The sequence below is a fragment of the Arthrobacter sp. Y3225209 genome, from assembly GCF_059090685.1.
This window is the reverse complement of the sequence record NZ_JBNHFW010000016.1, coordinates 1-22,697: the sequence shown is the minus strand read 5'-3', so window position 1 is coordinate 22,697 and position 22,697 is coordinate 1. Positions and strand designations below refer to the sequence as shown.

At 64.4% G+C, this 22,697-nt stretch carries 20 protein-coding genes and 2 tRNA genes; 14 read left to right on the top strand and 8 right to left on the bottom strand.

The window, feature by feature from the left end:
• Positions 1-283 precede the first annotated feature (283 nt).
• The 3 genes from ssb (at position 284) to ettA (ending at position 3,262) form a co-directional block, all read left to right on the top strand.
• Entirely contained in the window at positions 284-862 is a 579-nt protein-coding gene (gene ssb / locus AC5RVB_RS10255; protein ID WP_494142629.1) for a single-stranded DNA-binding protein, read from the top strand.
• 128 nt (positions 863-990) lie between these two features.
• The gene (locus tag AC5RVB_RS10250; RefSeq protein ID WP_494142628.1) at positions 991-1,449 is read left to right on the top strand and encodes a DUF6993 domain-containing protein; all 459 of its coding nucleotides are present in this window, start codon (positions 991-993) and stop codon (positions 1,447-1,449) included.
• Positions 1,450-1,579: 130 nt separating this feature from the next.
• Positions 1,580-3,262 carry an energy-dependent translational throttle protein EttA gene (gene ettA, locus AC5RVB_RS10245; RefSeq protein WP_227901535.1) on the top strand — a complete coding sequence of 561 codons (1,683 nt, stop codon included), beginning with the start codon at positions 1,580-1,582 and terminating at the stop codon, positions 3,260-3,262.
• An 86-nt stretch (positions 3,263-3,348) separates the two neighbouring features.
• On the opposite strand, the gene AC5RVB_RS10240 is transcribed toward ettA, so the two are convergent.
• On the bottom strand, positions 3,349-4,233 hold the full coding sequence (locus AC5RVB_RS10240) for an acyl-CoA thioesterase (protein WP_227901538.1): 885 nt from the start codon (positions 4,231-4,233) through the stop codon (positions 3,349-3,351).
• 159 nt (positions 4,234-4,392) lie between these two features.
• Here AC5RVB_RS10240 and AC5RVB_RS10235 point away from each other — a divergent pair, with 159 nt between their 5' ends.
• A complete protein-coding gene (locus AC5RVB_RS10235; RefSeq protein ID WP_290244924.1) occupies positions 4,393-4,866 on the top strand; it encodes an acyl-CoA thioesterase in 474 nt (157 codons plus the stop codon).
• Position 4,867: 1 nt separating this feature from the next.
• Positions 4,868-5,539 carry a DUF8185 domain-containing protein gene (locus AC5RVB_RS10230; protein WP_290244925.1) on the top strand — a complete coding sequence of 224 codons (672 nt, stop codon included), beginning with the start codon at positions 4,868-4,870 and terminating at the stop codon, positions 5,537-5,539.
• A gap of 60 nt (positions 5,540-5,599) precedes the next feature.
• Here AC5RVB_RS10230 and AC5RVB_RS10225 read toward each other — a convergent pair whose 3' ends face one another.
• The 5 genes from AC5RVB_RS10225 to AC5RVB_RS10205 all read right to left on the bottom strand — a co-directional run bounded on the left by AC5RVB_RS10225 (position 5,600) and on the right by AC5RVB_RS10205 (position 12,240).
• On the bottom strand, positions 5,600-6,043 hold the full coding sequence (locus tag AC5RVB_RS10225; protein ID WP_227901543.1) for a globin: 444 nt from the start codon (positions 6,041-6,043) through the stop codon (positions 5,600-5,602).
• Complete coding sequence (locus AC5RVB_RS10220) at positions 6,036-6,710, bottom strand: mechanosensitive ion channel family protein (RefSeq protein WP_227901545.1); 675 nt, start codon at positions 6,708-6,710, stop codon at positions 6,036-6,038. Before AC5RVB_RS10220 ends, AC5RVB_RS10225 begins: the two co-directional genes overlap by 8 nt.
• Before the next feature lie 50 nt (positions 6,711-6,760).
• The gene (locus AC5RVB_RS10215) at positions 6,761-7,276 is read right to left on the bottom strand and encodes an OsmC family protein (RefSeq protein WP_227901546.1); all 516 of its coding nucleotides are present in this window, start codon (positions 7,274-7,276) and stop codon (positions 6,761-6,763) included.
• 55 nt (positions 7,277-7,331) lie between these two features.
• Complete coding sequence (pepN, locus tag AC5RVB_RS10210; RefSeq protein WP_494142627.1) at positions 7,332-9,884, bottom strand: aminopeptidase N; 2,553 nt, start codon at positions 9,882-9,884, stop codon at positions 7,332-7,334.
• A gap of 181 nt (positions 9,885-10,065) precedes the next feature.
• Positions 10,066-12,240, bottom strand: a complete 2,175-nt coding sequence (locus AC5RVB_RS10205; RefSeq protein WP_494142626.1) for a zinc-dependent metalloprotease family protein — start codon at positions 12,238-12,240, stop codon at positions 10,066-10,068.
• Between the two features lie 233 nt (positions 12,241-12,473).
• Between AC5RVB_RS10205 and AC5RVB_RS10200 the strand changes: the two genes are divergently transcribed.
• Together AC5RVB_RS10200 and AC5RVB_RS10195 are read left to right on the top strand one after the other, a co-directional pair.
• Positions 12,474-12,944: a ribose-5-phosphate isomerase gene (locus AC5RVB_RS10200; RefSeq protein ID WP_227901550.1), complete on the top strand. Its 471-nt coding sequence runs from the start codon at positions 12,474-12,476 to the stop codon at positions 12,942-12,944.
• Complete coding sequence (locus AC5RVB_RS10195) at positions 12,944-13,849, top strand: Fpg/Nei family DNA glycosylase (RefSeq protein ID WP_227927666.1); 906 nt, start codon at positions 12,944-12,946, stop codon at positions 13,847-13,849. The genes AC5RVB_RS10200 and AC5RVB_RS10195 overlap by 1 nt, the downstream gene beginning before the upstream one ends.
• 132 nt (positions 13,850-13,981) lie before the next feature.
• On the opposite strand, the gene AC5RVB_RS10190 is transcribed toward AC5RVB_RS10195, so the two are convergent.
• Positions 13,982-14,055: transfer RNA gene (locus tag AC5RVB_RS10190), tRNA-Gly, on the bottom strand.
• A 150-nt stretch (positions 14,056-14,205) separates the two neighbouring features.
• Between AC5RVB_RS10190 and AC5RVB_RS10185 the strand changes: the two genes are divergently transcribed.
• The 6 genes from AC5RVB_RS10185 to AC5RVB_RS10160 all read left to right on the top strand — a co-directional run bounded on the left by AC5RVB_RS10185 (position 14,206) and on the right by AC5RVB_RS10160 (position 19,450).
• A tRNA-Pro gene (locus AC5RVB_RS10185) sits at positions 14,206-14,279 on the top strand.
• A 54-nt stretch (positions 14,280-14,333) separates the two neighbouring features.
• Positions 14,334-15,683, top strand: a complete 1,350-nt coding sequence (tig, locus tag AC5RVB_RS10180) for a trigger factor (RefSeq protein WP_227901553.1) — start codon at positions 14,334-14,336, stop codon at positions 15,681-15,683.
• Between the two features lie 290 nt (positions 15,684-15,973).
• Positions 15,974-16,594 carry an ATP-dependent Clp protease proteolytic subunit gene (locus AC5RVB_RS10175; RefSeq protein WP_227901586.1) on the top strand — a complete coding sequence of 207 codons (621 nt, stop codon included), beginning with the start codon at positions 15,974-15,976 and terminating at the stop codon, positions 16,592-16,594.
• A 45-nt stretch (positions 16,595-16,639) separates the two neighbouring features.
• Positions 16,640-17,314 (top strand): ATP-dependent Clp protease proteolytic subunit, encoded by a 675-nt coding sequence (locus AC5RVB_RS10170; RefSeq protein ID WP_227901554.1) that lies wholly within the window; start codon positions 16,640-16,642, stop codon positions 17,312-17,314.
• 158 nt (positions 17,315-17,472) lie between these two features.
• On the top strand, positions 17,473-18,765 hold the full coding sequence (clpX, locus tag AC5RVB_RS10165) for an ATP-dependent Clp protease ATP-binding subunit ClpX (protein ID WP_227901556.1): 1,293 nt from the start codon (positions 17,473-17,475) through the stop codon (positions 18,763-18,765).
• A gap of 67 nt (positions 18,766-18,832) precedes the next feature.
• The gene (locus AC5RVB_RS10160) at positions 18,833-19,450 is read left to right on the top strand and encodes a mycothiol-dependent nitroreductase Rv2466c family protein (RefSeq protein ID WP_227927667.1); all 618 of its coding nucleotides are present in this window, start codon (positions 18,833-18,835) and stop codon (positions 19,448-19,450) included.
• Between the two features lie 104 nt (positions 19,451-19,554).
• Here AC5RVB_RS10160 and valS read toward each other — a convergent pair whose 3' ends face one another.
• A complete protein-coding gene (gene valS, locus AC5RVB_RS10155; protein WP_494142625.1) occupies positions 19,555-22,182 on the bottom strand; it encodes a valine--tRNA ligase in 2,628 nt (875 codons plus the stop codon).
• A gap of 75 nt (positions 22,183-22,257) precedes the next feature.
• Between valS and AC5RVB_RS10150 the strand changes: the two genes are divergently transcribed.
• Positions 22,258-22,641, top strand: coding sequence for a DUF488 domain-containing protein (locus AC5RVB_RS10150; protein WP_227927669.1), 384 nt, complete (start codon positions 22,258-22,260; stop codon positions 22,639-22,641).
• The last annotated feature ends 56 nt before the right edge of the window (positions 22,642-22,697 follow it).

Sequence of the window (22,697 nt, the reverse complement as noted above, 5' to 3'; positions counted from 1 at the left end):
GGCGCGAAGAGCCCGCCGCGTTCCGTCTGCGGCGCGGACAGCGCCGGTTTGCAACGCCTCCGATGCAGCGCCGTACCGTGTGCAGCCCTTCCTCATTCCCTCCACAGCACAGGAAACCCGGGGACCGGCTCTCCGTCATCCACACCTGATGTCCACCAGACCCCATGCCGTACCTGGACGGTAAAAACTGGGCGGACCGGTGGATGAGCCGGACCCCGTGCGGGTGGGACTGCGCTGTTGCAGACGGCGCGGACCCGCTGCCGCACCGAGCCGAAGGCAGGAAATGATGAGTGACACCATTACGCTCCGGGGCTATGTGGCCACCGAACTCCGCCAGAACACCACTGATCAAGGGCTGGCTGTCGCCAGCTTTCGGATGTGCACCACCGAGCGCCGGTATGACCGGGATACCGGCGGGTGGACTGACGGGCAGACCAACTGGTACGCCGTGAGCCTGTTTCGGCAACTCGCCACCAACGCGGCCTTCAGTATTCATAAGGGTGACCGGGTTGTGGTTACCGGCAGGCTGAGGCTTCGGCAGTGGGCCACCGAGGATGGCCGCAGCGGCACGAGCGCTGACATTGATGCGGATACCGTGGGCCATGACCTGATGTGGGGCACGGCGAGTTTTCGACGCACCGTTTCCGGAACGGGGGAGGGTGCGTCAGGCAGCGCGGGCATGGCCCATGCAACGAACACCGGGGAAACGGATCATGGCGCCGGTGCTGACCCGGACCTGTCCGACGCCCTGGACAGGCTGGCCGACCCGCTGACGGGGGAGCTCCCGGACGCCGGCGAGGAGAGCACTGTCGAGTCCTCCAATGGAGATACCACACGGATGGCCGCAGCGGCGCCATATTAGGGATAGCTGAGTGAGGGGCAACCGCGTCTCCGATGCGTCTGCCCGGATGCCCGGTACCTTTCGGAGCATTGGACGCCCGGCCGGGCACGGCCTTTGGCGGGCTGTCCTGTGCGTGGCACAATCGCGGGGTGAGACTCCTGCGTAATGCCAGCCCGGCCGCCCCTGTCACATTTGTGGCCGGGCTGGCGCTCGCCGTGGGCCTGGCCGGCTGCAGCGTGACGCCGGAGGGGGACGCGGGCGTGCCCGCTACCGGCGCCGGTGCAACGGCCCCCGGCACGGAGGCTTCCGCGCCTGCGGTGAGCGGGGATCCGGCTGTGGGAGCAGTGGAAACTGAACTGCGGAAACTGGCCGGCCTGGACCCCGAGCCGGATTCTGCCGGTATGACCGGTGCCTTCGCCGCCGCAGGGTTTGACCCCGCTACGGTGGAAGTCTCTGCGGACCGAACCCCCACCGGACTCGAGGTGGACGCAATGCGGGCCGCGGTTGTTAGTGAGTCGCAGTGCATTTTCGGGGAGGTGCGGGATGGCACGGTCACCGTGACCGTTCTGCCGGTCCTTTCCAGCGGCCGATGCTTCATCGGAGACTAGCCTCCGGACCGGCAGGTCCCGAACCACCGCACCTGAACTGCGTGTGCGCCGGCTGTCGCGGGCCGGGGCAAATCCCGTCCCTGACCGCGTAAATGGTATATATCGGCGCTGACACATTAGCCTTGGATATATGGCGGAATTTATCTACACGATGACCAAGGCCCGCAAGGCCGTTGGCGACAAAGTAATCCTCGACGACGTAAGCATGTCTTTCTACCCCGGCGCCAAGATCGGCGTGGTGGGCCCGAACGGTGCCGGTAAGTCCACCATCCTCAAGATCATGGCGGGACTGGACACTCCTTCCAACGGCGAAGCCCGGCTCAGCGCCGGCTACAGCGTCGGCATCCTGCTCCAGGAGCCGCCGCTGAACGAGGAGAAGACGGTTCTCGGCAACGTCCAGGAGGGCGTGGGCGAGATCTACGGCAAGATCCAGCGCTTCAATGAAATCTCCGAAGAGATGTCCCAGCCGGATGCGGACTTCGATTCCCTGCTCGAAGAAATGGGCAAGCTCCAGGAAGCGATTGACGCCGCCGACGCGTGGGACATTGACTCCCAGCTCGAGCAGGCCATGGACGCACTGCGCTGCCCGCCGCCGGACGCCGACGTGACTGTGCTCTCCGGTGGTGAGCGCCGCCGGGTTGCCCTGTGCAAGCTGCTGCTGCAGAAGCCCGACCTGCTGCTCCTCGATGAGCCCACCAACCACCTGGACGCCGAGAGCGTTCTGTGGCTGGAACAGCACCTCTCCTCCTACCACGGCGCCGTCCTCGCCGTGACCCACGACCGCTACTTCCTGGACCACGTGGCCGAGTGGATCGCCGAAGTGGACCGCGGGCACCTCTACCCGTACGAAGGCAACTACTCCACGTACCTGGAGAAGAAGCGTGCCCGCCTCGAAGTGCAGGGCAAAAAGGACCAGAAGCTGGCCAAGCGCCTCTCGGACGAACTCGACTGGGTTCGGTCCAACGCAAAGGGACGCCAGACCAAGTCCAAGGCCCGTCTGGCCCGCTACGAGGAAATGGCTGCCGAGGCAGAGCGCACCCGCAAGCTTGACTTCGAAGAAATCCAGATCCCGCCGGGCCCCCGCCTGGGCTCCCTGGTGCTGGAAGCCAAGGACCTGCAGAAGGGGTTCGGCGACCGCCAGCTCATCAACGGGCTTTCCTTCTCCCTGCCGCGTAACGGCATTGTCGGCGTCATCGGTCCGAACGGTGTGGGTAAGACCACCCTCTTCAAGACCATCGTTGGCCTGGAACCGCTGGACGGCGGCGAACTGAAGATCGGCGATTCCGTCCGGATCTCCTATGTTGACCAGTCACGCGGCGGCATCGACCCGGAGAAGTCGCTCTGGGAAGTTGTGTCCGACGGCCTGGACTTCATCCAGGTGGGCCAGGTGGAAATGCCCTCGCGTGCCTACGTGTCGGCATTCGGCTTCAAGGGACCGGACCAGCAGAAGAAGGCGGGTGTCCTCTCCGGTGGTGAGCGCAACCGCCTGAACCTGGCCATGACCCTCAAACAGGGCGGAAACCTGCTCCTGCTCGATGAGCCCACTAACGACCTGGACGTGGAAACCCTGTCCAGCCTCGAGAACGCGCTGCTGGAATTCCCCGGCTGTGCCGTGGTGGTCTCGCACGACCGCTGGTTCCTTGACCGCGTGGCCACCCACATCCTTGCCTTCGAAGGCACGGAAGAGGACCCGGCGAACTGGTACTGGTTCGAGGGGAACTTCGAGTCCTACGAGCAGAACAAGATTGAGCGTCTCGGACCGGATGCGGCCAAGCCGCACCGCGTAACCCACCGCCGCCTGACGCGCGACTAAGTCTGCCGGCAGCAAAGAAGCCCGGTTTCCCCTTGGGGAAGCCGGGCTTCTCTGCTGTGGACGCAGTTATCGCCGGAGCGCAGGAGCTACTGCGGCACCCGCACCATGCCCTCCTGTGCCACCGTGGCCACCAGATCACCGGCGCGGTTGAAGATCCTGCCGGTGGACAGACCGCGGGCGGCCGACGCACTGGGGGATTCCTGGACGTACAGCAGCCAGTCATCCACCCGCACCGGGCGGTGCCACCACATGGCGTGATCCAGGCTGGCAATGCTCATGCCCGGTGTGGTCCAGGCCAGGCCGTGGCCGCGAAGGACGGGCTCCAGCAGTGTGTAGTCGCTGGCATAGGCCAGGGCGGCACGGTGCAGGTTCTCGCCGTCCGGCATTGGTTTAAAGGTCTTCATCCAGACGGCGTTGTGCGGGGTCTTTTCCCTGCCGGGACCCACGTAAACGGGATCCATGACGTGCCGGATATCCATGGGGCGGCGGTGGGACCATGCCTCGGCCACCGGATGGTCAAAATCCTTCAGCAGCTCCGCCGTAGTGGGCAGGGACTCGGGTTCCGGAATTCCCGAGGGCATTTCCTCCTGGTGGTCCACGCCCGAGTCGGGGATCTGGAAGGACGTGATCATGGACAGGATCGGCTTGCCGTTCTGATAGGCGTGGCTGCGCCTGGCGGAGAAGGACCGGCCGTCACGCAGCCGCTCCACGCCGAAGGTAATCGGCACTTCGGTGTCTCCGGGACGCAGGAAGTACCCGTGCATGGAATGCATGACCCGGTCCTCCGGGACGGTCCGGGCTGCTGCGATGAGTGACTGGCCCAGGACCTGGCCACCGAACACCCGCTTGCGGGGTTCGGCCTGCGAGCCTCCGACGAAGATATCCTCATCCGTCTTTGCGCCGCCGGCCCAGCTCAGGTCCAGCAGCTCCAGCAGGGACGCTGTCGGGTCGAAGGATTCATCAATGGACATCTGGCACTATCTCCTAGCAGGAAGGCGGCACCGTCAACGGCGGCAACCGCGAAAAAACTCGTAGTCCAAACTTACCGTTCAGTAACACGTTTCCCGGTGCCCGGCGTCCCGGGCACCGTCTTTTTAGGGCAAACCTCACTCTCTGGGAGGATGGAAGGCATGCACCGATTTCCTGTCCAGCTCCGCTACGGAGACCAAGATCCCAACGGCCATATTAATAACGTTAAGTTCATCCAGTTCCTGGAAGAGGCGCGGGTCCGGCTGGGACTGCTGCCCCTGGAGAGCGGCTCGGGCAGTCCGGGCAGTTTCCGGGACCTGACCGGTGACCGGACATCAACCTATGTGGCCCGGCAGGAAATCGAATACCTTGCGCCCCTGCTGCACGGGGATGAGCCCGTGTGGGTGGACGTGTGGGTGACCCGCGTTGGCTCCACCAGCCTGACCTACGGGTTCCGACTGGCCGACGAAACCGGCGGCTCGGTCTACGCGTACGCAGAGGCAGTGATGGTGCAGGTGGACTCGGCCGAAGGCAGGCCCGTCCCGCTCACTGATGCCCAGCAAGAGGTCCTCCAGGGGTGGATGGGGGACCCGGTTCCTTTCCGGACTCCCGTGACCGCCGGGCGGGGGAACTGACGTGGATACCGAACTACGGCTGGCTGATCCCCAGGTCACTGCTGATTTCCGCAACTTTGTCGTGCGTGCCAGGGCTGCCGACGACGGCGCTATCCGGCTGCAGGCCGTCGGCAGTGTGCTGGCTGCGTACGTGTGTGTGCTTGGCCCGCGCATCCTGGGCGAAGATACGCCCACGGTGCTGGGACTTAGGACCATGCCGCTGGCTGGAGAGGCATCGGTGGATACCACCGTTGCCCTGGCTGCTGTCGGTGACAGGCTGGCACGGATGGACGGCAGTGATACGTCCCTGCCGTTGCCGCCGGTGACCGTGCGGGAAACATGGGCCGGTATCACCGCCCCGCGGTCCGGGTGGCAGCCGGCGGGCAGGGCTCCCGTACACCTGCTCGAGCAGGCCGCGCACCGCGGTATCCGGGAAGTGGCGGCCATGCTGCCGCAGAGCGCCGGGGGAGCCGTGGTCCACAGTGCCCGGGCGAGGGTGTGGGCCCAGCCGATGGGTAACACGCAGATACCCGTACCTGCAGGTGCAGCCTTTGCAGCGCTGTCCCTGGGGTTCCTGCCCTCGGCAGGCCAGGGAACGGTGGGAGCGGAAGCGGCACTGTTCAGCAACGGCCGGTGGCTGCGGCTGAGTACCCCGCACGGGCATGTTCTGGTCCGCAGCCCCGCCATCCTGTGAGGCGCCTGGCGGTTAGGAACCGCCAGGCGGGTTCCGGGCCCGTATCCGGGAACCGGAACGTCAAGCGGAATTGACCATGCTGTGGGCCGCCCGCTCCAGATAGTCCCAGAGTGTCGCCTCGTGCAGGGGAGCAAGGTCCAGGGAATCGACGGCGGCCCGCATGTGGCGCAGCCAGGCGTCCCTGGCTGCGGGGGTAACTACAAAGGGCATGTGCCGCATCCGCAGCCGCGGATGCCCGCGCTGCTCGCCGTAGGTCTTCGGTCCGCCCCAGTACTGTTCCAGGAACAGCAGCAGGCGTTCCTTGGCCGGTCCCAGGTCCTCTTCGGGATACATGGGACGCATCAGCGGATCCTCGGCCACCCCTGCGTAGAACACGTCCACCAGCCGGACGAAGGTGGGATGGCCGCCAACGGCCTCATAGAAGTTGTACTGCGGCTGCGAGAAGCCCTGCGGCTGCAGCGGCAGGGACGGCCTTCCGGGTGCTTCGGGTGCCGGTTCAGTCATTGCTTCCCATTCCGTCGTTGAGGGCGTCCGATTTGGCCGGATCGCCGGCGGCCTCCGCGTCACCGGTATAGCGGCCCTGGGAGCGGTTGCCGACCTTCGCGAGTTCGCCGTTGCGGATGTACCAGATGACACCGCGGTCATCGATGATGCGGGTGATCCGGATGCCCACCGACTGCACCGTTCCAACGGTATCGCCCACCTCGATGACATCACCGATGCCGTACTGGTCTTCGATGGTGATGAAGAAACCGGCCAGGGCGTCGCGGATCAGTTCACGGGCCCCGAAGCCCAACGCGATGCCGACAATGCCGACACTGGCCAGCAGCGGGGCGATGTTGATGCCAATGGCATCCAGGACCATGATGATCGCCACGGTCCAAATGGAGAGGTTGACGGCGCTGCGCAGCAACGCCCCGATGGTGTCGGCCCGCTGGGCACGGCGTTTCTTGTCCAGCGTCCGCATGACCGGCTGGGCCCATTTCAGCTTGGAAGCGCTGAACAGCGAATAGCCCTTCTGGGCGCGGGCGACCAGCCGGTTAATCAGGAACCGGGCGAGGAACCAGACGATGGAGGCGGCCAGGATAATCAGGCCGGCCTGGATCAGACCGGACCAGTCGAAGTCCTCGACGGTCACGGTGGAAAGGTCGATTTCGGAAGCTGAAACCACTGGCTGCTGAACATCCTTCTTGTTGCCGGGCGGGAGATCTCCGGTTAAGGCTACCCGGGGAGGGGGGCCTCACCCTGCATCCGGGCGGCGGCAATGGTCTCCGGCCGGAAATCGACGGGGAAGTTGACGCTGCGTGCAATGAAGCACAGGCGGTGCGCGTCGGCGTGCATGGGGCCCGTGGCCAGATCGGTTTCCTTCGGGCCGCCGCCGGCAATGGTGACGCGGGGATGAAGCACCACCGAGGTGAATTCGCCGCTGCCGTCGCGGTTCAGCCGCAAGGTGCCCTCGGGCGCATCGGTGTAGGCAAGCACGCGGATCCCGTTGCGGACCGCCACGTGCAGGTAGGAGAGCATGTGGCACTGGGCCAGCGCTGCCAGCAGCAGCTGTTCGGGGTTCCACCGGTCGCGGTCGCCGTGGAAGGTCGGGTCCGCCGTGCCGGGCAGGTCCGGCAGTCCGGCGGCCCGGATCATGTGGTCGCGGCCGTAGCCGCGGTAGGACGAGGTCCCGTCGCCGCGGTTTCCCGTCCATTCCAGGTCCAGGGTGTAACGGTGTTCGGAGAGATTCACGTTCTCCAAGGTACCGTGTGCCCGGACCGGGGGAGGGAAACCGCGGCGGGAACTGCTAGCGGTCCGCTGCCTGGGCCTTCAGCGCACGGACCACGCCGTCACGGTTTTCCAGGACGAGCCTGCGCAGTGACGGAGCGTCCTCGCCCAATTCGGCCAGGAACGCATCGGTGCGGTCCACCGTGTCCTGCCGGGCCAGGCGGGACGGGTAAAGGCCGACGGCGATCTGCTGCCCGATTTCGTGGGTGCGGCTGGCCCACACGTCGCGGATCGCGTCGAAGTACTTCTGCGCATACGGTTCCAGCAGATCCGTGTTGTGCACCCGCATAAAGCCGGCAATGGCGGAACGCTGGGCAGCATTGGGCATGTCGGAGCGCTGGACGATCGCCTCCCACGCGGCGGCCTTGGCTTCAGCCGTGGGAATGGCGGCCCGGGCCATGGCGGCGGCAAGGGCGCCCGTGGCCGTTGCATCGCGGTCAAGTTCGGCGGCTATGTCCGTCTCGCCCAGCCGGCCGCCGGCCACGAGGCCGGTGAGCAGTTCCCACCGCAGGTCCGCGTCTATGGACAGCCCTTCGAGCGAACGGGTGCCGGCGAAGAGCTCCGCCAGGGTATCCAGGTGTTCATCGGAGGAGGCGTGGGCTGCAAAGGCCTTCACGAACTGCAGCTGCGAATCCGAGCCGGGTTCCGCGGCAGCGGCGAGTTCCCAGAGGCTTTCAGCGGCGGCTACGGTCATGGGCTCCCGGTCCTCGGGATTCACGTAGAAGGCCAGCGTGGTGGCCAGCTGGCGCAGCAGGACCTGCACCACGGTGGAATCGGATTCCGAAGCGATGTTCTGCAGCACCAGTTCCACATAGTTGCGGGCCGGAATCTCGGCGTCGCGCGCTGCGTCCCAGGCCGCGGCCCAGACCAGGGTCCGGGGCAGGGAATCGGCGATGTTGCGCAGGCTCCGCGTCGCGGTGTGCTGCGAGACGTCGTCGAGCCGGATCTTCGCGTAGGCCAGATCATCGTCGTTGAGCAGCAGCAGCGCCGGGCGCGGCTGACCGGCGAGTTCGGGCACCTCGGTGCGTTCGCCGTCGACGTCGAGCTCCACACGGTGGGTGCGCTGCAGCCTGCCTTCTTCATCCGGGTTGTAGAAGCCAATGGCCAGGCGGTGCGGGCGCAGCACCGGATACTCATCGATGGCGCTCTGCAGCACGGCAAAGGAGGTGATGTTTCCATCCCCGTCCGTTTCGAACTCGGGCCGCAGGGTGTTCACGCCTGCGGTTTCCAGCCACTTGGCGGACCAGTCCTTCAGGTCCCGGCCGCTGGCCGTTTCCAGTTCCGACAAAAGATCGGAGAGTTCCGTGTTTCCCCAGGCATGCTTGCCGAAGTACTCGCGGACCCCGGCCATGAACCTGTCCTGCCCGACCCATGCCACCAGCTGCTTGAGCACCGAGGCGCCCTTGGCGTAGGTGATGCCGTCGAAGTTCACCTGTACGTCGTCCAGGTCCCGGATTTCCGCAACGATGGGGTGTGTGGTGGGCAGCTGGTCCTGGCGGTAGGCCCAGGCCTTCTCCAGCGAGGCAAAGGTGGTCCATGCCTGCTTGAACTCGGTGGCTTCGGCTGCGGCCAGCGTGGACATGAACTCGGCAAAGGACTCGTTCAGCCACAGGTCGTTCCACCAGCGCATGGTGACCAGGTCGCCGAACCACATGTGCGCCAGCTCGTGCAGGATGGTTACTGCGCGGCGCTCCACCGTGGCCTCGGTGACGCGGGAGCGGAAGACGTAGCTCTCCAGGAACGTAACGGCGCCGGCATTTTCCATGGCACCGGCGTTGAATTCCGGGACAAACAGCTGGTCATACTTCTCGAACGGATACGGGGTACCGAACTGCTCTTCGTAGAACGCGAAGCCCTGGCGGGTCAGTTCGAAGATGTTCTCCGCGTCCATGTACTGCATGAGCGAACGGCGGGCGAAGACACCCAGCGGAATGACCCGGCCGTCGGAGCTGGTCAGCTCGCTGCGGACGCACTGGTACGGTCCGGCGATCAGCGCGGTGATGTAGGAGGAGATCCGCGGCGTGGGCTCAAAGGACCAGGTGGAGCGCGGGCTGTCCTCGGTCAGGTCCCCGGCGGGCAGGGGCTCGGGCGTGGGGGAGTTGGAGATGACATCCCAGTGCGACGGCGCGGTGACGGTGAAGCGGAAGGTCGCCTTCAGGTCAGGCTGTTCGAAGACGGCGAACATCCGCCGGGAATCCGGGACCTCGAACTGCGAGTAGAGATAGACCTCGTTGTCCACGGGGTCCACGAATCGGTGCAGGCCCTCACCGGTGTTCATGTAGCGTGCATCGGCCTCCACTACGAGCTCATTGGACTCGGCGAGGTTCGGCAGCGAGATGCGCACGCCGTCGGACACCTCGGCGGGGTCAAGCGCCACACCGTTCAGCGTGATCCGGTGAACCGCGTCGGTGACAGCATCGATAAACGTGGAGGCACCGGGCCGGGCGGTAAACCGGACAACGGTTGTGCTGCCGAATACCGAATCCCCCCGCGTCAGGTCGAGATTGACGTCATATGACTGAACGTCGAGGAGTTCTGCACGTTCACGGGCTTCGGAGCGCGTGAGATTCATACCTGGCAAGGTAAGGCCTTTCAGACGGAAAAGGAGACCGGAAATTCCCCCTGATTCTGCGGGAGACACCGGACACTATTGATCTTCTGCAACATTCTCTCATTGCTAAGCACCCTGCCAAGTGCTGAAGGGCGGATTGCTGACCGCAATCCGCCCTTCGGGTATTGACGAGAATCCTGACTCAGCGTGCCACGCCGAGACCCGTTCCTGAATTGCGGCTCCATTGGCCGGTCATCGGCGAATCGCCGGGATTGCCGAAGGCCAGGGTCTGATCCGCCTTGACTTTCAGGTTGCTATTGCTCAGGTACCACACGTTTCGACGCATCACCCCGACGGTTGCGAACCCGTCCCGGTTCCAGTCGCCGGAGACGGGGATATCTCCGGCGTTGCCCAGAAGAAATGTCCCGTGGACATTAGGTCGGATGTTGCTATTGGTCAGATAGAAGCGATTGCTCCCACGTTCGGACCGGGCCACGCCCAGGGTGTCACAACCATCCCCGTCCCAGTCACCCACAACCGCAGTATCGCCGGACGCACCGAAGTAGATCTGGCCGTCTGCCGGACCGTTGGAGTTGGAATTCTTGAGGAAAACCTTTCCCTTTCGGTAGACCCCCACGGTCTCGCGCCCGTCCCCATCCCAGTCACCGCAAATCGGCTGGTCCCCTGTTGCACCGAAGGCGAACGTGGGGAACGATGCGGACCCAGTCAGGGTTTTGCGTAACGTCCAGACTCCGTTGCGAAACATAGCGGGAGTCGCAATGCCGTCGCCGTCCCAGTCGCAGGAAAGGAACTGATCATCGGATGTACCCAGGGTTGTTCCCGCTACGGGTGTGGAGTTGAAGTAGAGGCTCGCTGTCTTGGGCGTGACGGTGATAGAAGCAGACGAGCTGCTTACGGAGTTGATCTTCACAGTCGTGCCTGCATGCGTTGTGAACGTTTGGCCGGCTTGCCAGGTGCTGTTCGTGTTGACGTAGCCGGCGAAGTCCCGGGTGTTGGGCGAGACGATCAGGGAGTTGACTGCCCAGCTGTTGGCAAGGTCTGCTTTGACGATCTTCACACCGCGGTTTCCCCCCGTTGCAGTCGCGGTGTCATACCCGACGGGCATTCTGAGCTCGAGATAGTAGGTTTCTCCGGAGATGTCCCGGAACTTCACTGCACGATTGGACGCACTGCCAGCCCAAGGGCGAAGGGTGTATGTCTTTGCCTGGGTCGGGGTCCCGGCATCGAGGATTTCGTCACCGCGCCCGAAAGCGCCTGAATCCCAGAAATAAGAATTGATCATGGGCAGGTTGTACTGGGCGTATCCCATTAGATCGGAGGTGTCGCCATACTCACGGGATGTGCAGGCCCCATCTGCCCACTTCCCGGAGGAATTGATCCAAATATCGGACCGTCCGTTGTTGCACTTAAGGCTGTTTGCATGCAGCAGACCGAGAACGTGGCCAAGCTCATGGGTGACTACGTTGTTGGTAAACCCTGAAGGCTTGGGCATAAGCACCGAGCCGCTCGTAGGCCCGCTGGTCCAGCCGCCGCCCAGGATGCCCCCGTACCCGCCGCTTCGCAGCTCCGTAGCCGGAACAAAGACCACCAGTGCTTCGTTCGCCTCTTCGTACCACCGGAGATCCTTCCTGATGGTATTCATCATCGCCCCGTAATCCTGACGGGAATTGGCAGTACTTTTAAGCGTCTTGGTTTCAACGATTGACATACCGAGCCGTCCATTGGACGCGGCCCGCCAGTACTCGTTGGCTTTTACGATGGAGTTTTTTGCCGCTGCCTGGTCAACACCGCCGCGGTTGTCGGTCAGGGTGGCGAAGACCAGGGTCACCTGGATGGTGCCACTGCGGGCCGCAGCCCCCAAGGTCGAGGCGCCGCCACTCTGAGAGCTGAAGCTCTGTGCCTGGCCGTGATCGTGGTCGTGCATGGCAGAGATGTCGGTCTCGACGGCCGAGCGTACTGTTCCGTCGGGATCCGTCACCATCGGCGTGTTGGGACCCGGCACAGGGAAGCCGCCGCCCACTACCGGATCAAAGCCCGGATCTTCTTCTGCTTCGGTGTGCTCCGCGTCCTGCTCTTCCGGTTCAGTTGCGGCTGGCGTCGGCTCGGCAGGCTCAGTCTGTATGGCATCCGGTGCAGTCAGCGGCGGCATCTCTTCCGGCACGGGCAATTCTTCGGGCGCCGGATCGGCGGGCAGTCCGCCGACGCCGGGCGTCGGGGCAACCGGCGACGGGGCGGTGGCAGGTACCGGGCTGGCGGAAGGCCCGGGAGTCAGATCACCATAACTCTGGGCGGGCAGCCCGCCGGCCGTCAATGCGGTAGCGAGCAGGGCCAATAGCGCGAGTTTTGCACGTTTCAATGGAAATCCTTGTGGAGCGAGCGAGCGAGACCTGGGACGCAGCAAGCAGCGCCCGTTGCTTGGGATCGGTTGATCCGCCGAGGCGGGACAATCCTATTGGAGTTATCGGCATGGACAGGCGCCGGGTTAGCGTTTGCGGCCGGATGTCCCAAATTTGTCAGCCCGGACGTCAGGAAAGTTAAGCTGGACATGCCATTTCTTCCCTCGATCAAAAGTGAACGGACCTATCTGACATGCGCGTCCATATTGCAACCGACCACGCAGGCCTGGAACTCAGCGCCCATCTGATTAAGCACCTCACGGACGGCGGCTACGAAGTAATTGACCACGGGCCGCGCGAATATGACGCCGAAGATGACTACCCGGCCTTCTGCATCAACGCCGCACAGGCCGTGGCCGCCGACCAGGCTGCAGGCACGCAGGCGCTGGGTATTGTGCTGGGCGGTTCCGGAAACGGAGAGCAGATTGCCGCCAACAAGGTCCGGGGTATCCGGGCGGCGCTGGCCTGGAACCTGGACACCGCGAAACTGGCCCGCCAGCACAACGATGCCAACGTTGTGGCCGTCGGCGGCCGCCAGCACAGCGTGGAGGAGGCAACCCGGATCATTGATGCCTTCCTGGCCGAACCCTTCAGCGGTGCGGAGCGCCATATCCGGCGGATCGGGCAGATTGCGGACTACGAGACCAGCGGCACCGTGGCCTGATGCCCGAGGGCCATTCCATCCACCGGCTCGCCCGGCAGTTTTCTTCCGTATTTGCCGGCAGCCGGCTGGCGGTGACCAGCCCGCAGGGCAGGTTCAGTTCCGGTGCCGCCAGGCTGGACGGGCAGGTCCTTGAAGGCGCCGAAGCCCACGGCAAGCAGCTGTTCCTGCGTTTCGACAATGACCTGTACCTGCGGATCCACCTTGGCCTCTATGGCGCCTTCGACTTCGGCGGGGATGAAACCTTCGCCGGTGCTTCCAGCATCGGCGCGCCGCGGCGGGTGGGGGAGCGGGAGATAGCCGGCGACGGCGCCGCAGAGGACACCGCGTACGCAGGGCCGCCGCCGCCCCGGGGAGCGGTGCGGGTCCGGCTGGTGTCCGACCACGGGTGGGCAGATCTGCGGGGCCCGACGGCGTGCGAAGTCATCACGGAACCGGAACGGGCGGCGGTGCTCGCCCGTCTGGGGCCCGACCCCCTCGCCGCAAATGCCGCGGAAGGCGACGGCGGCCGGGAGTTCTCGGAACGGCTCCGCAGCAAGGGCTCACCAGTGGGCCTGCTGCTGATGAACCAGGAAGTACTTGCCGGCGTCGGCAACGTCTACCGGGCTGAAGTACTTTTCCGCCGGCGCATCTCCCCTTGGCGGCTCGGCCGGGATATCAGCGAGGCGGAGGCGGCCGAGGTGTGGGCGGAGACTGTAACGCTGATGAATGACGGAGTCCGGCAGGGACGGATTATCACCACCGAGCCGCAGGACCGTGAGGACGCCGGCGAACCGGTTCCCGTGTCCGAGGCGCACTACGTCTACAAGCGGACGGGGCTGCCGTGCCGCCGCTGCGGCACCGCTGTCGCCGGCACTGAAATGGGGGCCCGGAAACTTTACTGGTGCCCCACCTGCCAGGCCCGCTGAGTCGCGCAAATCAGTCGCCCACTGACCGGGCCAGCCTCACGGCCGCGGAGGTATATCCGCGGCCGTGTTTGAAGGTACGTCCGCACCGAAAAACAAAAAGGACCTTTCGCTGTGCGAAAGGCCCTTCTATTGTGGAGGGGATGACGGGAATCGAACCCGCGTAATCAGTTTGGAAGACTGAGGCTCTACCATTGAGCTACATCCCCGGCGCCGTAAGGCAGGTTTTACCTTAGCATGGGAAAACCTGCTGTGAGTAATCGGCCCGCAACCGGCCCCCTGCCGGCTGCGGATCACGTCGGTCAGCCCTGAAATTCGTCATACCCGCCGCCGGGCAGGTAGGCTGTCAGGTGCACTGACGGGGTGTAGCTCAGCTTGGAAGAGCGCCTGCTTTGGGAGCAGGAAGTCGCAGGTTCAAATCCTGTCACCCCGACTCTGTATAACCATGGTGCAGACCAACCCCAGAACCCTCAGGAGAACTTACGCTGTGAAGAGCGCCGTAGAAAACCTCACACCCACGCGGGTAAAGCTCAACGTTGAAGTTCCGTTCGAGGAACTGAAGCCGAGCATCGACGAGGCCTACAAGACCATCGCCACCCAGGTGCAGGTCCCGGGCTTCCGCAAGGGCAAGGTTCCCAACCGCATCATCGACCAGCGCGTTGGACGCGGCTATGTTCTCGAAACGGCCATCAATGACGGACTGAACGGCTTCTACCAGGAAGCAGTCCGCGAGACCGGCATCAGCCCCATGAGCCGCCCCGAGGTCGAAATCACCGAAGTTCCGGACCCCGCCTCGGATGAAGGCCAGCTGCTCTTCACCGTTGAGCTGGATGTCCGCCCGGAAATCGAGCTGCCGGACTACGCAGGCCTCGAGGTCACCGTTGAGCCCGCAGAAGCTTCCGACGCCGACGTCGAGAAGGCCCTGGAAGAACTGCGCAGCCGCTTCGGCACGCTGAAGGCTGTTGACCGCCCCGCAGTAGCCGATGACTTCCTGACCATGGACCTCGTGGCCAAGGTTGACGGCGAAGAAGTGGATTCCGCTGCGGACCTGTCCTACCAGGTGGGCGCCGGCACCATGCTCGAGGGCATGGATGAAGCCGTCACCGGCCTGAGCAGCGGCGAATCCGCTACCTTCAACACCAAGCTGGCCGGCGGCGAGCACGCCGGTGCCGACGCTGAGGTCACCGTGACCATCAAGGCCGTCAAGGAGCGCGAGCTCCCCGAGGCCAACGATGATTTCGCCCAGCTCGCCAGCGAGTTCGACACCATCGGTGAACTGCGCGAGGACCTGACCAAGCGTGCAGCCGAATCCAAGCTGATGGAGCAGGGCGTTGAAGCCCGCGACAAGGTGCTGGAGAAGCTTCTGGAGCTCGTTGAGGTTCCGGTTCCGGAATCCGTCATTGAAGAGCAGCTTGAGCAGCACTTCAACTCCGAAAGCGCCCACACTGCCGGTGAAGACCACGACACGGAAGAACACCGTGCCGAGGTCCGCGCCAACACGGAGGCCGCCTTCAAGAACGAAATCATCCTCGACGCGGTAGCGGAGAAGGAAGAAGTAGGCGTCAACCAGAGCGAACTGATTGACTACATCGTCTCCACCGCCGGCCAGTACGGCATGGACCCGAACCAGTTCGCCCAGCTGATCGACCAGAGCGGCCAGGTCCCGATGATGGTTGGCGAAGTACGCCGCCGCAAGGCCCTCGCCAAGGTGCTGGAGCTCGCCAAGGTCACCGACACCACCGGTGCCGAGATTGACCTGAGCGAATTCGTCCGTCCCGCCGGTGAAGAAGCCGAAGCAGGCGACGTCGAAGAGCAGCAGACCGAAGACAAGGCCTAGCCTGTCCCGTCCTTCCCTGTTCCGCAGGGAAGGCCAGCCGCGCCGCCGGTCCGAAAGGGCCGGCGGCGCGGTGCGTTAAGCGTCGGCACCGGGGACCATCCTTGGCGGGAAGCGTGTGATCTGCATCGTGCGCCGTCAGCGAACAGCCCGCTAAACGGCAGCCCGGCGGGGCGTGGACAGGCTAGTGTCCTAGAAGAGACAACCGGCAGGAGCAACTGGCACGGCCAGCATCTGATTCCTGCCAGAGCGAGAGGTCACTCAGTATGGCAACTGCACCGAATACCCCCACCATGGCTACGGTGGACCCGGCCGGCCGGGACGACTACATCTACAACCGCCTGCTCAAAGAGCGGATCATCTGGTTGGGCTCGGAAGTCCGGGACGAGAATGCCAACGCGATCTGCTCCCAGCTTCTGCTGCTCTCCGCGGAAGATCCTGAGAAGGACATCTACCTCTACATCAACTCTCCCGGCGGTTCCGTGACTGCCGGCATGGCTATCTACGACACCATGCAGTTCATCCCGAACGATGTTGTGACCGTGGCTACCGGCCTGGCCGCTTCCATGGGCCAGTTCCTGCTCTCTTCGGGTACCAAGGGCAAGCGTTACGCAACCCCGCACGCCCGCATCCTGATGCACCAGCCCAGCGGCGGCATCGGCGGCACCGCCTCGGACATCAAGATCCAGGCCGAGCTGATCCTGAACATGAAGCGCGTTATGGCCGAGCTGACCGCTGAGCAGACCGGCCAGAGCGTTGAAACCATCCTTCGGGACAATGACCGCGACAAGTGGTTCACCGCGCAGGAGGCCCTGGAATACGGCTTCTTCGACAAGATCTCCGCCCACGCCGGCGGCGTCACAGGCGGCGGCGGAACCAACCAGGACCAGGCAGAGGGCAAGGACGAGGACTAAGGTCCCGGACCCCGCCCCTCCATTTGCAGACTTCAGGAGTAATTCATGAACCATAATTTCGGCACCGCCGGCTCCGCCGCAGCACCGCAGATGCCCACCAGCCGCTACGTCCTGCCGCAGTTCGAAGAGCGTACGCCCTACGGCTTCAAGCGCCAGGATCCGTACACCAAGCTGTTCGAAGACCGCATCATCTTCCTCGGCGTGCAGGTGGATGACGCGTCCGCTGATGACATCATGGCCCAGCTGCTGGTGCTTGAGTCCACTGACCCGGACCGCGACATCACCCTGTACATCAACTCCCCGGGCGGTTCGTTCACGGCCATGACGGCCATCTACGACACCATGCAGTACATCCGCCCGGAAATCCAGACCGTTTGCCTCGGACAGGCTGCCAGCGCCGCAGCCGTCCTGCTGGCCGCAGGCACGCCGGGCAAGCGCCTGGCACTGCCCAACGCCCGTGTGCTGATCCACCAGCCGTCGCTCTCCGGCGGACAGGGTGGACAGGCTTCCGACCTGGAAATCCAGGCCGCTGAAGTCATGCGCATGCGCACCTGGCTGGAAGACACGCTGGCCCTGCACTCAAACCGCACGTCGGAGCAGGTCAACACGGACATTGAGCGGGACAAGATCCTCACCGCAGATGCAGCCCTGGAGTACGGGCTCATCGACCAGGTGCTGGATTCCCGCAAGATCAAGACTCCGGCCATCAACAAAATGTAATAGAAGCAGCTGGCAACAGACGGCCCGTGGTGCGTAATTCGGCACCACGGGCTCTCTGGTTGCTGAATAGCTCCGGCAAGTGTCCTAGAGTGGAACATGGTTGACTGCGCCTGGCCGGTAAACCGTATTTTTGATGGACCATCTAAGGGGACTGAACTATGGCTCGCATTGGTGAGAGCACGGATCTGCTCAAGTGCTCTTTTTGCGGAAAGAGCCAGAAGCAGGTACGCAAGCTCATTGCCGGTCCCGGCGTATACATCTGCGACGAGTGCATTGATCTCTGCAACGAGATCATCGAAGAGGAACTCTCGGAGGTTGCTGATCTGGGCACTTTCGAGCTGCCCAAGCCGCGGGAGATCTTCGACGCGCTGCAGGAGTACGTCATTGGCCAGGAGCCCGCGAAGCGGTCCCTCGCCGTGGCCGTGTACAACCACTACAAGCGCATCCAGGCAGGCCATGCCACCCGCGCCACCGGGAACCTCTCAGACGCCGTCGCCGGCGACGAGGTGGAAATCGGCAAGTCCAACATCCTCCTGATCGGCCCCACCGGCTGCGGCAAGACCTACCTCGCCCAGACCCTGGCACGGCGCCTGAACGTACCGTTCGCCGTCGCCGACGCCACCGCCCTGACGGAAGCGGGCTACGTCGGCGAGGACGTGGAGAACATCCTGCTTAAGCTCATTCAGGCCGCCGACTACGACGTCAAGAAGGCTGAGCAGGGCATCATCTACATTGACGAAATCGACAAGATTTCGCGCAAGAGCGAGAACCCCTCGATCACCCGTGATGTCTCCGGCGAGGGTGTGCAGCAGGCACTGCTGAAGATCCTGGAAGGCACGGTCGCCTCGGTACCGCCGCAGGGCGGCCGCAAGCACCCGCACCAGGAGTTCATTCAGATCGACACCACGAACGTGCTCTTCATCGTGGCCGGCGCCTTCGCCGGGCTCGAGGAGATCATCGGTTCACGGTCCGGACGCAAGGGTATCGGGTTCGGCGCACCGCTGAACGAAACCACCAAGGGTACCGATTCCTACGCCGAAGTGATGCCGGAGGACCTGCTGAAGTTCGGCCTCATCCCCGAATTCATCGGCCGCCTGCCCGTCATCACCACCGTGTCCAACCTGGACCGGACCGCCCTGATCCGGATCCTCACCGAGCCCAAGAACGCTCTGGTCAAGCAGTTCCAGAAAATGTTCCAGCTGGACGGTGTGGAACTGACCTTCGAGCAGGGTGCCCTCGACGCCATTGCGGACCAGGCCCTGGCCCGGGGAACCGGTGCCCGCGGACTGCGTGCCATCCTGGAGGAAGTCCTGCTGCCGGTGATGTTCGACCTGCCCAGCCGGGACGACGTCGCCACCGTAGTGATCACGGCAGACACCGTTGAGAACAAGAGCGAACCTACGCTGATCTCGCACGCCGTTGCCACCAAGCGCCGGAACAAATCAGCCTGATCCGCGGTTGTCATCCGGTACTGAGCGCGGCAGGCAAAGCCGCGGACTGCCATCAAAGGAGATTTCCATGAGCGTTACCGCTTCCGCGTCCACCGCAGATTTCTGGTTCGATCCGATGTGCCCCTTCGCCTGGGTCACCTCCCGCTGGATGGGCGAGGTGGAACAGGTCCGCGACGTGCGCACCAACTGGCACGTGATGAGCCTTGCCGTCCTCAACGAGGGACGCGACCTGCCGGCGGACTACCGGGAGCGGATGGACAAGGCCTGGGGTCCGGTACGCGTCATCATCGCTGCACAGGAGCTCCACGGCGATGAGTACGTCAAAAAGCTCTACGACGCCATGGGTTCCCGGATCCACGACGGCGGCAATGAGGACTTCCCCTCCGTAATCCGCGAGGCCCTTGAGGAGACGGGACTTCCCGCCGAGCTGGCACGCTATGCCGAGACTGACGAATATGACGCCCAGCTGCGTGCCTCGCATAAGGAAGGCATCGAGAAGGTCGGCGACGAGGTCGGAACCCCCATTGTTGCTTTCAACGGCACCGCATTCTTCGGGCCGGTCCTCACCCGCATCCCGCGCGGCGAGGAAGCAGGAACCATGTTTGACGGCGCCGTGATGCTCGCATCGAACCCGGCCTTCTTCGAACTTAAGCGCAGCCGCACCGAAAGCCCGCGCTTCGACTAATTCCCATCTGCTCCGGAATACGGGGCAGCTGAGCGGTGAGTATCCGCTGAGCACAGCAAAAGGGCCCGTCCGGAAAAGTCCGGACGGGCCCTTTGTGCGTGCCGCTACTCGGCCGGCGGTGCCAGCTCGACGTCGGAGACGCTGAGCTCACCCTCGCCGACCGCCAGGTTCAGCTCGCGCACGTTGCCTGCGGCCTTCAGATCAGCCTGTCCTGCCCGCAGACGTGCCACGGCGCCCTGCGGAGCGGTCACCGTGGCCTTGAGGACCTCGGTGCGCTGCTTGACCTTGGCTTCGGACTTTGCCTTGCGGATGCCGCCCAGTGCGGCGGCAACCGTGCCCAGGATCGCGGCATCGGCGTCGGCCACAGCGGCCGAAAGGCCGTCGACGTTCGGCCACGGCGCGCGGTGCACGGACCCGCTGCGCCACCAGCCCCAGACCTCTTCGGTGGCGAAGGGCAGGAACGGAGCGAACAGGCGCAGCAGTGAATCCAGGGTGGTTGCCAGGGTGGCCAGCACCGATGCCTGCTCGGCCTCGCCGGCGGCGCCGTAGGCGCGGTCCTTGATCAGCTCCACGTAGTCATCCGTGAAGGACCAGAAGAAGGACTCGGTCAGCTGCAGTGCCTTGGCGTAGTCGTAGCGTTCAAACGCGCTCGTAGCGGCCTGAACGACGTCGGTCAGCTGGGCGAGCAGGGACGTATCCAGCGCGTTGGTGATCACCGAGGTGTCATCCAGTGCCACGTTCGCCTCCGTCGCGCCCAGGTTCAGGACGAACTTGGACGCGTTGAGCAGCTTGATCGCCAGCCGGCGGCCGATCTTCATCTGCGCAATCTCGTAGGCGGTGTCCGCGCCGAGCTTGGCGGAGGCCGCCCAGTACCGCACGGCGTCGGAACCGTATTCATTAAGCACATCCGTGGGGACCACCACGTTGCCCTTGGACTTGGACATCTTCTTGCGGTCCGGGTCCAGGATCCAGCCGGAAATCGCGGCGTGCTTCCACGGAGCGGCCGCGTTCAGGGCATCGGCGCGCACCACGGAGGAGAACAGCCAGGTGCGGATGATGTCGTGGCCCTGCGGACGCAGGTCGAACGGGAAGACCTTGGCGAAGAGGTCCTCATCCACACTCCAGCCGCCGACAATCTGAGGGGTCAGGGAGGAAGTGGCCCAGGTGTCCAGGACGTCGGCATCGCCAATGAAGCCGCCCGGCTGGTTGCGCTGGGACTCTTCGTAGCCCGGGGCGGGTTCGGCGGCGGGATCCACCGGCAGGGACGCGGAATCCGGGAGGACCGGATTGTCGTAATCCGGGTTGCCCGCAGCGTCCAGCGGGTACCAGACCGGCACAGGAACACCGAAGAAGCGCTGGCGGGAGACCAGCCAGTCGCCGTTCAGGCCTTCGATCCAGTTCTCGTAGCGGGAGCGCATGAACGCGGGATGGAAATCGATCTCCCGGCCGCGGCGAATCAGGCGTTCGCGGCGTTCCTCATCGCGTCCGCCGTTGCGGATGTACCACTGGCGGCTGGTCACAACTTCGAGCGGCTTGTCACCCTTTTCGAAGAAGTTGACCGGGTGGGTGATCTTCTTGGGCTCGCCGTCGAGGTCTCCGCTTTCACGGAGCATTTCGACAACGGTTTCCTTGGCGCTGAAGACGGTCTTGGTGGCCAGGGCGGCGTAGTTTTCCTTCGCCGCATCTGTGGCGATCCACTCCGGGGTCTCGGCCAGGATGCGGCCGTCACGCCCGATGACGGCGCGGGTGGGCAGGTTCAGTTCCCGCCACCACGTGACGTCGGTCAGGTCGCCGAAGGTGCAGATCATGGCAATGCCGGAACCCTTGTCCGGCTTGGCCAGCGGATGCGCCTTAACCTCCACCTCGACGTCGAACAGCGGGGACTTTACGGTGGTGCCGAACAGGCGCTGGTACCGCTCGTCGTCGGGATGTGCCACGAGGGCCACGCAGGCCGGCAGCAGTTCCGGGCGGGTGGTTTCGATGTAGATCTTCTCGCCGTCGGGGGCGTGGAAGCTGATCCGGTGGTAGGCGCCGGGCTGCTCGCGGTCCTCGAGTTCGGCCTGGGCCACCGCGGTGCGGAAGGTGACGTCCCAGAGCGTGGGAGCCTCGGCCATGTAGGCGTCGCCGGCCCGCAGGTTCTCCAGGAACGCGCGCTGGCTGACGGCGCGGGAATGGTCATCAATGGTGCGGTAGGTGCGGTTCCAGTCCACGGACAGGCCCAGGGTGGAGAAGAGGTCCTCGAAGACCTTCTCATCCTCCACAGCCAGTTCCTCACACAGCTCAATGAAGTTGCGGCGGGAGACGACGTCGAAATCGCGCTGGTTCTTGGCAGCCTTGGCCGGGGGGCGGTAATCCGGGTCGTACGGCTTGGTGGGGTCGCAACGGACACCGTAGTAGTTCTGCACACGGCGTTCGGTGGGCAGGCCGTTGTCATCCCACCCCATCGGGTAGAAGACGTTCTTGCCGGTCATCCGCTGGTAGCGGGCCATAACGTCGGTCTGCGTGTAGGAGAACATGTGCCCCACGTGCAGGGAACCGGACGCCGTGGGCGGGGGAGTGTCGATGGAGTAGACCTGCTCCCGGACCGTGTCCGGATTAAACGCGTACGTTCCCTCCTCGCGCCAGCGGGCGCTCAGCTTGGACTCGAGCCCCTCAAGGGCGGGCTTGTCGGGGACGGATACGGTCTTGGGTGCGTTGTCGGGCGTGTCTGTGCCCGGGATATGTTCAGCCATGGTTTCCATTCTTCCATGCAGCGCTATGGTCTGAGGCACTGTCCGGGCACGGTTCGCCGGCAGTAGCATCCCGGTATGGCGTCCACGAGCGAATCCCCGTCATGGAATGTACGTATCCGGCGGATCTACGCACCTCCCGACGGCGGCTTCCGGGTTTTGGTGGACCGGCTCTGGCCGCGCGGGGTGTCCAGGGAAAGGGCCAGCCTGGATGAATGGCTGAAGGACCTGGCCCCCAGCACCGACCTGCGCAAATGGTTCGGTCACCGCGAGGAGCGCTGGGAAGAGTTCGTCCAGCGGTACCGGGGCGAGCTGGAGCAGAATCCCGAGGTGGCGGACTTCAGTCTCGAGTGCCGGTCCCGGCCGGACACAGTGCTGCTGTTCGGGGCGCGGAATGAGAAGGAGAACGAGGCGGTGGTCCTGCGCGACTATCTGCTCTCCGGGCCTGCACCCGGGGCGTAGGGTTCCCGGGGCGCGGGTGTGGCGGGGTGCGGCGGGGTGGTGCCGGGTGCCCGGCG

Coding starts and splice junctions, on each gene's coding strand:
- ssb (WP_494142629.1), top strand. CDS start 284: ATGATGAGTGACACCATTACGCTCCGGGGCTATGTGGCCACCGAACTC.
- AC5RVB_RS10240 (WP_227901538.1), bottom strand. CDS start 4,233: ATGTCCATTGATGAATCCTTCGACCCGACAGCGTCCCTGCTGGAGCTG.
- ettA (WP_227901535.1), top strand. CDS start 1,580: ATGGCGGAATTTATCTACACGATGACCAAGGCCCGCAAGGCCGTTGGC.
- AC5RVB_RS10200 (WP_227901550.1), top strand. CDS start 12,474: ATGCGCGTCCATATTGCAACCGACCACGCAGGCCTGGAACTCAGCGCC.
- AC5RVB_RS10195 (WP_227927666.1), top strand. CDS start 12,944: ATGCCCGAGGGCCATTCCATCCACCGGCTCGCCCGGCAGTTTTCTTCC.
- clpX (WP_227901556.1), top strand. CDS start 17,473: ATGGCTCGCATTGGTGAGAGCACGGATCTGCTCAAGTGCTCTTTTTGC.
- AC5RVB_RS10235 (WP_290244924.1), top strand. CDS start 4,393: ATGCACCGATTTCCTGTCCAGCTCCGCTACGGAGACCAAGATCCCAAC.
- AC5RVB_RS10225 (WP_227901543.1), bottom strand. CDS start 6,043: ATGACTGAACCGGCACCCGAAGCACCCGGAAGGCCGTCCCTGCCGCTG.
- AC5RVB_RS10150 (WP_227927669.1), top strand. CDS start 22,258: ATGGCGTCCACGAGCGAATCCCCGTCATGGAATGTACGTATCCGGCGG.
- pepN (WP_494142627.1), bottom strand. CDS start 9,884: ATGAATCTCACGCGCTCCGAAGCCCGTGAACGTGCAGAACTCCTCGAC.
- AC5RVB_RS10160 (WP_227927667.1), top strand. CDS start 18,833: ATGAGCGTTACCGCTTCCGCGTCCACCGCAGATTTCTGGTTCGATCCG.
- AC5RVB_RS10175 (WP_227901586.1), top strand. CDS start 15,974: ATGGCTACGGTGGACCCGGCCGGCCGGGACGACTACATCTACAACCGC.
- AC5RVB_RS10170 (WP_227901554.1), top strand. CDS start 16,640: ATGAACCATAATTTCGGCACCGCCGGCTCCGCCGCAGCACCGCAGATG.
- valS (WP_494142625.1), bottom strand. CDS start 22,182: ATGGCTGAACATATCCCGGGCACAGACACGCCCGACAACGCACCCAAG.